General features: G+C 70.0%; 8 protein-coding genes and 1 pseudogene. 5 read left to right on the top strand and 4 right to left on the bottom strand.

The annotated features are described in order from the left end of the window. Together VF794_RS25300 and VF794_RS25295 are read right to left on the bottom strand one after the other, a co-directional pair. Positions 1–243: pseudogene (locus tag VF794_RS25300) on the bottom strand (N-acetyltransferase); the annotation flags it as partial. Positions 244–267: 24 nt separating this feature from the next. Then, complete coding sequence (locus VF794_RS25295) at positions 268–1638, bottom strand: FAD-binding oxidoreductase (RefSeq protein ID WP_331114686.1); 1371 nt, start codon at positions 1636–1638, stop codon at positions 268–270. Between the two features lie 62 nt (positions 1639–1700). Between VF794_RS25295 and VF794_RS25290 the strand changes: the two genes are divergently transcribed. After that, entirely contained in the window at positions 1701–3662 is a 1962-nt protein-coding gene (locus tag VF794_RS25290) for a TonB-dependent receptor (RefSeq protein WP_331114684.1), read from the top strand. Between the two features lie 2 nt (positions 3663–3664). Continuing rightward, positions 3665–4264 carry an HmuY family protein gene (locus VF794_RS25285; RefSeq protein ID WP_331114682.1) on the top strand — a complete coding sequence of 200 codons (600 nt, stop codon included), beginning with the start codon at positions 3665–3667 and terminating at the stop codon, positions 4262–4264. On the opposite strand, the gene VF794_RS25280 is transcribed toward VF794_RS25285, so the two are convergent. After that, entirely contained in the window at positions 4228–5244 is a 1017-nt protein-coding gene (locus tag VF794_RS25280) for a tetratricopeptide repeat protein (protein ID WP_331114681.1), read from the bottom strand. The two genes, VF794_RS25285 and VF794_RS25280, sit on opposite strands and share 37 nt — an antisense overlap. Before the next feature lie 71 nt (positions 5245–5315). Further along, positions 5316–5999: a GNAT family N-acetyltransferase gene (locus tag VF794_RS25275; RefSeq protein WP_331114679.1), complete on the bottom strand. Its 684-nt coding sequence runs from the start codon at positions 5997–5999 to the stop codon at positions 5316–5318. A gap of 321 nt (positions 6000–6320) precedes the next feature. Between VF794_RS25275 and VF794_RS25270 the strand changes: the two genes are divergently transcribed. The 3 genes from VF794_RS25270 to VF794_RS25260 all read left to right on the top strand — a co-directional run. Further along, positions 6321–9158 carry a hypothetical protein gene (locus VF794_RS25270; protein WP_331114677.1) on the top strand — a complete coding sequence of 946 codons (2838 nt, stop codon included), beginning with the start codon at positions 6321–6323 and terminating at the stop codon, positions 9156–9158. 253 nt (positions 9159–9411) lie between these two features. Further along, positions 9412–10479, top strand: a complete 1068-nt coding sequence (locus tag VF794_RS25265) for a hypothetical protein (protein ID WP_331114676.1) — start codon at positions 9412–9414, stop codon at positions 10477–10479. 100 nt (positions 10480–10579) lie between these two features. Continuing rightward, positions 10580–10971: SDR family NAD(P)-dependent oxidoreductase (locus VF794_RS25260; RefSeq protein WP_331114674.1), on the top strand; the 392-nt coding region annotated here is incomplete at its 3' end.

Here is a 10971-nt window from a genome sequence, read left to right as displayed (position 1 = left end):
GTAGCCGCGATCCTGGTCCAGGTCGAAGCTCCCACGGAGCCGACGAATCTGCGCCGCGTGATCCTCGAGCGACATGGGCCCGGCGGCGGTAGCGGGAAAGAAGTCCGCCAGGTGCGCTCCGCTCGCGTCCACCGCCTCCTTGCGGCGCTCGGCGTCAGCGGGCTCGAAGCAGCGCAGGAGAAGCCGGGGAGTCCGCAGGAGATAGGGCGGAAAAGAACGGGCGGCCACGGAGGAAGTGCTCATGGCGCGCTTCTACCGCGGGACGGGTCAGAGCAGCTTGCCGGGATTGAGGATGCCGAGTGGATCCAGCGCGTCCTTGATGGCCCGGTGGAGCCGCACGGACTCGGGGCCGAGCTGCTCGGCGAGGAACGGGCGCTTGAGCAGGCCCACCCCGTGCTCGCCGGTGATGGTGCCTCCCAGGTCGAGCACCACACGCAGGATGTCGTCGAAGGCCGCCTTCGCCCGCGCTACCGCGTCCGGGTCGTTCCGATCGAAGACGAGCGTCGGGTGCATGTTCCCGTCCCCCGCATGCCCGAACGTGCCGATGAGCACGCCCCGCCTCTCGGCGATGCCCTCGATCGCCGCGAGCAGCTCCGCGATCCGCGAGAGCGGCACGCCCACATCATCCAGCAGCGTCGCCCCCTGTCGCTCCAGCGCGGGGAAGGCCAGCCGGCGAGCGCCAATCAGCAGCTCGCCCTCGGCCTCGTCGGCGGAGTGCGCGACGAAGGTCGCCCCGGCGGCCTCGCAGGCGGCCACCATCCGCGTGCACTCCGCCACCCCCTGCTCGCCTCCGGCATCGGAGCGCGCCAGCAGGAGCGCCGCGGACTCGACGTCCAGGCCCATGGGCTTGAAGGCCTCGACGGCACGCATCGTCGTGCGGTCCATCAGCTCGAGGAGCGAGGGCCGCGTGTGGGCCATGATCTCCGTGACGGCCGCCCCCGCCCCCACGAGCGTCGGGAACGCGGCCACCAGGGTCGTCGCGGGCGGCGGACGTGGCCGCAGCTTCACCGTGACCTCGGTGACGATGCCGAGCGTGCCCTCGGAGCCGACGAACAGCCGGGTGAGGTCATAGCCGGCGACGTTCTTCATCGTGCGACCGCCGGTACGGACGACGGAGCCATCCGCGAGCACGGCCTCCAACCCGAGCACGGCATCCCCGGTCACGCCATACTTCACGCAGCACAGGCCCCCGGCGTTGGTCGCGACGTTGCCGCCGATCGTCGAGAACTCCCAGCTCGCGGGGTCCGGCGCGTACCAGAGCCCGTGCTCCGCCGCGGTCGCCTTCACCCTGGCGTTGAGCACCCCTGGTTGGACGACGGCGTACATGCCAGCCCGGTCGAGTTCCAGCACACGGTTCATCCGCATGAGCGAGAGCACGATGCATCCGTCCACGGCGTTGGCGCCCCCCGACAGCCCCGAGCCCGCGCCCCGGGCGACCACTGGCACCCGGTGGGCCGCCGCGACGCGGAGCACTGCCTGTACCTCGGCGGTCGACGCCGGACGGACGAGGACTCGAGGAGTGCCAGCCGAGGCCCACCCGGCCTGGTCGCGGCGGTGCGCTTCGAGCACGTCGGAGTCGGTGACGAGAGCCTCGGGCGGCAGCAGGGCCGAGAGCTCGCGCAGCAGGTTCACGCTCATCGGCCAAGCACGCTACCACGCCACCCATTGACGGCCTGGAGCTTCCAGCGGAGAGTCGCCCCGTGATTCTCCCCCTGGTGGCCGCCCTCCTGGCAGGCCAGCCGAACGACCTCTCCACGGCCGCCCCCCCCGAGCCCGAGGAGACCGACCGGCGCACGCAGACGGTCGTCACCGCCTCGCGCACCGAGCGCAAGCTGGAGGACGTGGTGGTGGCCACCGAGGTCATCACCCGCAAGCAGATCGAGGCGATCGGCGCGAGGGACCTCGGTCAGCTCCTCCAGCAGCACCCCGGCGTGGAACTCGTCCACACCTTCCGGGGCACGGGCCTGCGGTTGCAGGGGTTGGATCCCGAGTACGTGCTGGTGCTCGTCGATGGCGAGCGCGTGAGCGGCCGGGTGGGCACCACGCTCGACCTGGGGCGCTTCAGCCTGCGCGACGTGGAGCGCGTGGAGGTGGTCAAGGGCCCGGCCGCGGCGCTCTATGGCGCGGATGCCATCGGCGGCGTGGTGAACCTCATCACCCGGCGCGTGCAGCGCCCCCTGGAGGCGAGCGTCCGGGGCGTCTTCGGCACGCTGCTGGAGGGCGACGTCCGCGCGCACGCGGGCACCAAGCAGGGCCCCTTCGAGGTGCGCGTGGGTGGTGGCTACCGCACCCGCGACCCCTATGACTGGGAGCCCGGGGACGCGGCCACGAGCGGCGCGGGCCTCAAGCGGTTCGATGGAGACGTGGCCCTCTCCTACTCGCCCGATGACCGGTCCCGGCTGTGGCTGCGCGGCCAGTACAACCGCCGCGACGAGGCCGCCGTCGACCTCAACCCCTCGGGGGCGGTGCTCGACCGGCGGCAGCGGCAGGAGCAGTTCGACGTCTCGCTCGGCGGGAGGAAGCGGCTCCTCGAGGACACGCACCTGCTCGTCCGGGGACACTTCGGCCTGTTCCGGGATCAGCTCCTCCAGGACCAGCGCGGCTCGCGGGGGCTCGACGACTACTCGCAGAACTTCACCCGGCTCTACGAGGGGGTCGTCCAGGCGGACCACCGCATTGGGGCGCACGCACTCACCGGGGGCCTCGAGCTGCTCGGCGAGCGCCTCGACTCGATGCGGCTCGCGGAGAGCCCGGTGGGCCGGCTCCGGGGTGGCGCGTTCGTCCAGGACGAGTGGGACGTGGCGCTGTCGTCGGACGACACCGGGCCGAGGCTGAAGGTGGCGCCAGGCTTCCGCTTCGACCTGGACTCGCAGTTCGGCGGAGCACCCTCCCCGCGGCTCGCCCTCAAGCTGGATCCGAGCGCGGCCCTGACGGTGCGGGCCTCGGTGGGCCTCGGCTTCCGCCCGCCGTCCTTCCAGGAGTTGTACCTCCGCTTCGCCAACCAGGGCATCGGCTACATCGTCTCGGGCAACCCGAAGCTCACGGCCGAGCGCTCGGCGGCGGTGAACGTCGGCGTGGACTGGCGCCCGCCCCTGGAGGGGTGGCTCTTCTCCGCGAGCGGCTTCCACACGCGGCTCAACAACCTCATCAACATCACCGCCGGGGGGACGCCGGACCCGGACAACCCGGTGACGTTCACCTACGAGAACGTGGCCCGGGCGTACACGCAGGGCGTCGAGGTCAACGGCCGCTTCAAGCTGCCCGTGCGCGCGACGTACCTGGATCTGGCGTACATGCTGCTGGACGCGAAGGACCTCACGCGAGGCCGTCCGCTGGAGGGCCGCTCGCGGCACCGCGTCAACGCGCAGCTCTCCACGAGGTACCGCCCGTTGAACCTGGAGGCGGTGGTGCGGGGCTCCTGGGTGGGAGGCCGGCCGTACTACCTGGGCTCGGCCGGCGGCATGGCGAACGTGCTCGGCTTCGGCGAGGAGCGCGAGGTGTGGTCGCCCTCGTACTTCGACCTGGAGGCCACGGTGACCTACGAGTTCCGGGGCGGGTTCGAGGTCTTCGTCAACGGCTACAACCTGCTCAACGCGGGCGACCAGCAGTTCAACCCGAGGCCCCCCCGGGGCGTGCTGGGCGGCGTCCAGTGGGAGTACTGACGATGCGGACGATGCGACAGGTGGTGCTCCTCGGGCTCGCGGTGGCGGGCTGTGCCCCGGATCTGCGGACGGACTACCCGTTCGACGGCCAGGTCAATACCGGGCCGCTCGTCGAGGTTTCACCCCAGGAGGACGGCAGCGCCATGGCGCTCGTGGACGCGACGAACAAGTCCTCCCTCGTCTTCTTCGACATCGACGAGGGCCGGGAGCTGAAGGCCGACGAGGCCTTCGACACCAACGGGTGGGACCTGGCCTTCCAGCGCTACACCGTGACGATGAACGGCGGGGGCGGCAACCCGAACGGCCAGGTACGGGTGGCGGTGCGCAAGGACGCGAGCTGGGACTCGCTCACCTCGGCCCCCGCCGAGGGCTACCAGCAGGACGCCTCGGAGCCGGTGTTCAACGGAGTCGAGGGCGGCTGGTACACCTACGACCTCGTGAAGCACCGGCTCGTCACCCGCGAGGAGCTGCTGTACGTGGTGCGCAGCAGCGAGGGGCGGTTCTTCAAGCTCCAGATGCTCTCGTACTACGACAACGCGGGCACCCCAGCGCGCCTGTCCTTCCGCTACGAGGCGCTGCCCGCCCCCACCTCGGCGCCCTGATCCAGTCGCGAGGCCGCCTCCCGCGCCGCCTCGCTCCGGGGATCGCGCTCGAGCACGAGCCGCCAGACCTCCCGGGCCCGGGAACCCTGGCCGAGCCGCTCCAGGCAGTCACCCCACTCCAGCAATGCACGGCCCCCCTGCCCCCTGTAGGGGTGCGCGGCCCCGGCCTCGAAGTGAGGGAGGGCCTCGTCCAGGCGCCCCGCGCGCAGGGCGATCCGCCCGAGCAGGAACAACCCGTTGCGCGTACTCGCGACCCGGCGCGCGCACTCCAGCCCCGCCCGCACCTCGCGCTCGGCCTCCTCGTAGCGCCCCACCGCCAGCAGGGCCGCGGCGTGCGTGAAGGCCACCTCGCTCCAGTACACGCGGGGCAGGCTCTGGCGATCCACCCGCGCCAGCGTCTCCAGCGCGTCGGCGCCCCGTCCGGTGTTGGCTTGAATCCACGCCCGTTGCATGAGGAGCGCGTGCTTCAGGAGCGGCTGCGGCTCCACTACCTTCTCCACCCCCTGGAGACGCTCGCTGGCGGCCTCCCAGTCGCCGAGGTTGTAGAGCGCCTCGGCGAGGTTGAGCTGCACCAGCCCCTCCTCCGTGTCGAGCGGCTCCACCTCCGGAGTCTCCTGGCGCTCCCAGCGGCGCTCGACCTCGAGCGCTTCCTCGTAGAGGCCCGCGTTGATGAAGGTGTTGATGGCCGTGTTGGCCAGGTCCCACGAGCGCAAGGCCCGGGCCTCGCCCACGAGGCGCCGCGCGCCCTCCACGGCGGACGCCGTCTGTCCAAGGGCCTCGCGCGCATGCACCGTCAACTGAAGCAGCGACGGGCGCATCCACCGCGGAGCCCCCAGCAGCCGGAGGGCACGAATGCTCGCGAGCGTGGCGCGATAGGTGCCGAAGTGGAAGCTGCTCTCCTGCGCGAGCTCGAACAGCAGGGAGATGAGCACCTGCCGGAGCAGCACCGCGACCAGCAGGAAGAGGGCGACCTTGAGCATGGGAGATCCACCCTCCAGCGTAACCCGGCCGGGAGCGCCCACCATGCCCGCTCGCCCAGCCTGCGGGAGCCCTAGCGGACCGCCTCTTCGTAGGCCGCCGGGGGCGCCGCGCGGGGCAGCATCCTCCAGCGGCACGTGGGGCCGATGAGCGTGAGCGCCCCCTGGGCCGCGAGCGCCAGCAACGAGCGCAGCACGTCGTACCCACCGCGCGTGGGCGCGGCCAGCGGCAGGCTGAAGCAGAGCGACTCATCGTCCTGCTCGGGCTCGCAGGGTGCGAACGCCTGGACGAGCCGGTACATCGGCATGTTGCCCGCCAGCACCCGCAGCTCGAAGCGCTCCACGCCCCGCTCACGCGCGGCCTCCACCAACCGCTCCAGCAGCACGCGGCCGAGCCCCTTGCCCTGCGCATCGTCCGCCACGGTGATGGCCACCTCGGCGACCTCGGGCGCGTGCTCCAGGCGGATGAAGCGAGCCACGCCCAGCCCCACCTCACGCCCTTCCGGGCCCCGCGTCACCGCCCCGAGGGCCAGGTGCCGCTCCCCGTCCACGCGCGTCAGGTAGCGCACCTCCGCCTCGGTCAGCCTCGGCTTGGCGGACAGGAAGCGCTGGAAGCGCGAGCGCGGGGAGAGCCGCTCGAAGCCCTCGCGCAGCAGCGCGGCGTCCTCGGGCTTCACCAACCGCAGCTCCGCCCACGTCCCATCCGCGAGCGACAGCCGTTCCCGATACTGGTCATGGAATCGACGGTATGGCTGCATCGAGGACCCCCCTGGTGAGGCCTCGCAAGCTGGGTTCGATGCCGCACTGCGGCAAGCCCGCCGGTCCCCCTTTTCGATCCGTGCTCGGTAGCGGACAGCCCGTGCGTCAACAGCTCCGCAATCCCCGTATCCATCGAAAATCAGGGCACTTTTTCCCGGCTTCACCGGAGCTTGGAGTGCTGGAGGCCATCCCAGAAGGTTCACAAATCTGACACAATCTTGTCGCCAGGCCGCCGCGCATCTCCCCCCGGAGCGCGGTACAGGACCCGGGCTCCCATGGCGGGGGCTCGGTGCCGGTGTTCCATCCCAAGGATCCCCCGAATGCGACTGTCGTTCCGACTGGTGTTGACGCTCTTGTTGCCGCTGGCACTCGCGGCCTGCCCCAACCCGCCTCCCGAAAAGCCCGCCGAGTACGCCCTGGGCGGCACGGTGACGGGCCTCGCGGGCACGGGCCTCGTGCTGGAGAACAACGGCGAGACACTGGCCATCACCGAGAACGCCTCCTTCACCTTCGCCCGCAAGGTGGCCTCCGGTGCCGCCTATGACGTGAAGATCAACACCCATCCCTCCGATCCCACCCAGGAGTGCACCGTGGCCAATGGCACGGGCACGATGGGTGGGGCGGACATGGCCGATGTGGCCGTCACCTGCACCACCCGTGCCTTCAAGGTGGGCGGCACGGTGACGGGCCTCACGGCGGGCAGGACCCTGCGGCTCCAGAACAACGGCGGGGACACGCTGACGGTGAACGCCAACGGTGCCTTCCAGTTCGCCACCGCGGTGAAGAGCGGCCTGACCTTCGCCGTCACCGTGTCGTCCCAGCCCACCTCCCCCAGCCAGACCTGCACCGTGTCCGGCGGCACGGGCACCATGGGCGGCGCGGACGTCAGCAGCGTCACCGTCAACTGCGCCACCAACAGCTTCACCCTGGGCGGCAACGTGACGGGGCTGAAGGGCACGCTGGTGCTGACGAGCGGCACTCAGGAGGTGACCGTCACGAGCAACGGCACGTTCGCCTTCCCCCAGACGCTCCTGTCCGGCACCGCCTATGAGGTGCTGGTGAAGACGGAGCCCGACATCCAGGACTGCACCATCACCCGGGGCAAGAGCACCGTGGGCAACGGCAACGTGACCGGCGTCCTGGTGACCTGTGTCACCCATGCGTACTCGGTGAAGGTGGACGTGACAGGGCTGGTGGGCACGCTGGTCCTCCAGAACAACGGCGGGAATGACCTCACCGTCACCGCGAACGGCATCAGCACCTTCAGCGCCAAGGTGAACCAGGAGGCCTCCTACTTCGTCACCATCGGCCAGCAGCCGACCATCCAGACGTGCACGGTGGCCCAGAAGGCGGCCCTCCCCATGGGCGGCGCGGACGTGACGGTGGCCGTCTCCTGCGTGACCAACACCTTCACCCTGGGCGGCACGGTGAGCGGTCTGGCCGACGGCGAGAGCGTGGAGCTGGCCAACGGCACCGACACCGTCACCCCTACCGCGAACGGCGAGTTCACCTTCCCCAACAAGGTGAACCAGGGAAGCGGTTATGAGGTGGTGGTGAAGACGAGGCCGCCCGGCAAGGTGTGCAGCGTGGGCAACGGCAAGGCCGTCATGGGCCCCGCCAACGTGACGAACGTGACGGTGACGTGCTCGGCCAATACCTTCTCAGTGAGCGGCACCCTGGACGGTCTGGGCGCGGGCGGCACCCTCAAGGTGGTCAACAACGGTGGCGACGAGCGGACCCTGGTCGAGGACGGCCCCTTCACCTTCCCTGTCGAGGTGGCGGAGGGGGGCACCTACGCCGTCACCGTCTCCGCGCAGCCCGCGGGCCAGCGCTGCACGGTGAAGAACGGCAGCGGCACCAACCTGATGGCCGACGTCACCAACGTGGAAATCACCTGCGTGCCCCTCTACACGTTGGGCGGCACCGTCACCGGCCTGGAGAGCGGCAAGTCGCTGGTGCTCACCAACAACGGCGGGGATGACCTGACCGTCAATGGCGTGGCGGGCGGCAGCGCCTCCTTCACCTTCGCCACCGGTCTGGCGGGCGGCGAGACGTATGCGGTGGCGGTGAAGACGCCGGCCGAGGAGATGATCTGCACGGTGGACGAAGCCACGGCGAGTGGCACCATCGCCACGGCCAAGGTGACGAACGTGGCCGTCACCTGCAAGCCGAAGCCGGCGCTCCTGGTGTCCGTGCTCCGCGCGGGTGATGGTTCGGCGGCCCTTTCCAGCGCCGCCGCGGCCATCTTCATCGAGACCTATGACCTGCGCAAGAACGTGCTGGTGGGGACCAAGGCCATCACCGGGCTGACGGTCGCCGGTTCGTCCGGCTCCGAGGGCTACGTGAGCCGCTCCACCGACGGGCGCTATGTGGTGTTCGCCGGCTACAGCGCCGCTGCGGGCACCGCCGCCGTGGCCGCGACCACCGCGAGTGCAACCCCGCGCGTGGTGGGACGCCTGGATGGCTCGGGCAACTTCGTCGTCGCGGCGACGCTGAACACCGCCTTCAGCGCCAGCAACGTGCGCTCGGCGACCACGGTGGATGGCAGTGGTTACTGGGTGGCCGGAAACGGCGGCGGCACGCCCACCACGGGTGGCATCCATTACGTCGTCCACAACTCCACGGGCGAGTCCACGCAGATCCTCACCACTCCCAACAACTCGCGCGTGGCTGTCGTCTCCGGCGGTCAGCTCTACTTGAGCACCGGTAGCGGTACCAGCAAGCCCATCTTCGCGGTGGGCACTGGTCTGCCCACCGCGACGGGCCAGACGGCGACGGGGCTCAACGGCGTGTCCACCTTCAACTCGCCCTATGGGTTCGTCTTCCTGGATCGCAACCCGGCGGTTGACGGCGACGACACGCTCTACGTCGCGGACGATGCATCCGCCACCGCTACCCCCCCTGGAGGCATCTTCAAATACGTGAAGGACTCCACGGGCAAGTGGACGGCAGCGCCTCTCACGAGCCCCGGCCCGGCCCGCGGCGTGGCAGTGCTCGTGGACGGCTCCACCGTGCATGTGGTGGCGACCACCTCCGAGACCACCAACAAGCTGATCACCTTCGTCGATGACGGGACGACCACGGCGACTGTGACCACGGTGAGCACGGCGGCGACCAACACCGCCTTCCGCGGCGTGGCGCTGGCCCCGCTCCCGTAGTCCGGACGTCCGCTCGACGGACCTCCAGCGGCCCGGGTGTGGCCCTGCTCACGAGCAGGACCCACCCGGGCCGTCGTCTTTGATGCGCTCCGTACCGGGATTCACGCACACCCCTCGTCGTCGCCTACGAGTGCGGTGGGGCACCCAACTCGAACGGAGTCCGCCGCGACAGGCCGGGCGGCTGGCACACCTTCGGCCCGGTCAAGCTGTTCAAGCTACGATTGGGGCCCAAGCCGAAGGGGAGAGAACCCACATGGAAATGAAGCGATGGATGCTGGCCTCGTGCGCCGTGGCGTCGACCTGGTTGGGCTGCGCGACGAGCGAGGTGGACCCCGAGCTGGAGATCACCCTCACCGGCAAGGCGCTGCGGGAAGACGGTCAGCCGGTGGCGAACACGCTCCTGAACCTCTACCGCAGCGCGAACTCGGAATGCGTGTTCAGCATCTTCAGCGGCGGGAGTTGGAAGTCGGTGAAGACCGGCGCGGATGGCGCCTTCAGCCTGGAGTTGTTGGGAGCCGACACCCGGAGTGGCAAGCTGGCGCGCTGCTTCTCCATGCCCATCCCCGGGCAGACGGGGCGCTCCGTCTCGGTCGAGTTCCTCGTGAAGAACGAGGCCGTCCAGGTGCCTACCCTCCAGGAGTGGAGCGGTGCGCCAGCGGCGGCCGTCAGCGGTAACGGGGTGGGGGTGACCTTCAAGGACCTCTCCACCGTCCAGGCAGGGGTCAGCGGGACATATACCCTCGACGTGAAGAAGGCGTCCTCCACGATCTGGTCGATCGCTCCGATCCAGTCACCGACGCAGCTGAGCGACTATGTCTTGGAGGATGCGGCGGACCTCGAGGCGGTCCTCTTCGTCTTTCGCAAGGTCGAGAACGGCGGCAACACCTTCACCATCCGCTACACGGGCAATCCGGTGGCTCTGCCCCGACGCGCGCTCGTCCCGGTCAGCCGCGGCGCGAGCTGCGTCTACACCGACGCGCCGACGGTGTGCCCGTTGACGGATGGCAATCTCGGCACCTCGCCCACCTTCAAGGAGAACACCCGCGAGGTGGTCCTCCAACTGGCGCAGGCCAAGGTGCTGCGCAAGGCGGTGCTGCGCAACCTCCATACGTTCTCCTCGCCGAGCGAACTCGTCCTCGAGGGCAGCGGCGATGGCACCACGTGGGTGCCGTTGGCCAACCTGCTTGAGGACGGCATGGCCGTGCGTTTCATCGAGGTCGACCTGAACCACTCCACCCCGCTGAGTCAGGTGCGTGTGCGCTCGATCGGGCAGGACAACCCCGGAATCATCTCCCTCAACGAGGTGTCGCTCTTCGAGTAGCGATTTCCCACCGCTGGCGACGAGGTGGGAGTGGCCATCCCCCCCGAGACGCAGTACGGAAGGGGGGTGGCCCGCTGGGGCCCCGGAGAAAGGACCCGCTGTGAACACGCTGAAGGGCAAGACCCTGTTCATTACCGGCGCGAGCCGCGGCATCGGCCTGGCCATCGCGAAGCGCGCGGCACGAGACGGCGCCAACGTCGTCATCGCCGCCAAGACGGCCGAGCCCCACCCGAAGCTGCCCGGCACCATCCACACGGCCGCCGAGGAGATCGAGAAGGAGGGCGGCAAGGCCCTGCCCCTGATGGTGGACATCCGCTTCGAGGAGCAGCTGCGCGACGCGGTGAAGCAGGCGGTGGAGCGCTTCGGCGGCATCGACATCCTCGTGAACAACGCCAGCGCCATCAGCCTGACGGGCACGCTGGAGACGCCGATGAAGAAGTTCGACCTGATGTTCGGCGTCAACGTGCGCGGCACCTACGCCACCACCCAGGC

Origin of the sequence: Archangium sp. (assembly GCF_036389735.1) — a bacterium.
In the GTDB taxonomy this organism is placed as follows: Bacteria; Myxococcota; Myxococcia; order Myxococcales; family Myxococcaceae; genus Archangium.
Note: the sequence above shows the minus strand (reverse complement) of the source record. Positions and strands in the feature narration are given on the sequence as shown.

What these genes read in the sequence shown, in the direction of transcription:
- VF794_RS25285 (WP_331114682.1), top strand. Translation starts at nt 3,665, where the DNA reads ATGCGGACGATGCGACAGGTGGTGCTCCTCGGGCTCGCGGTGGCGGGC.
- VF794_RS25265 (WP_331114676.1), top strand. Translation starts at nt 9,412, where the DNA reads ATGGAAATGAAGCGATGGATGCTGGCCTCGTGCGCCGTGGCGTCGACC.
- VF794_RS25270 (WP_331114677.1), top strand. Translation starts at nt 6,321, where the DNA reads ATGCGACTGTCGTTCCGACTGGTGTTGACGCTCTTGTTGCCGCTGGCA.
- VF794_RS25295 (WP_331114686.1), bottom strand. Translation starts at nt 1,638, where the DNA reads ATGAGCGTGAACCTGCTGCGCGAGCTCTCGGCCCTGCTGCCGCCCGAG.
- VF794_RS25280 (WP_331114681.1), bottom strand. Translation starts at nt 5,244, where the DNA reads ATGCTCAAGGTCGCCCTCTTCCTGCTGGTCGCGGTGCTGCTCCGGCAG.
- VF794_RS25275 (WP_331114679.1), bottom strand. Translation starts at nt 5,999, where the DNA reads ATGCAGCCATACCGTCGATTCCATGACCAGTATCGGGAACGGCTGTCG.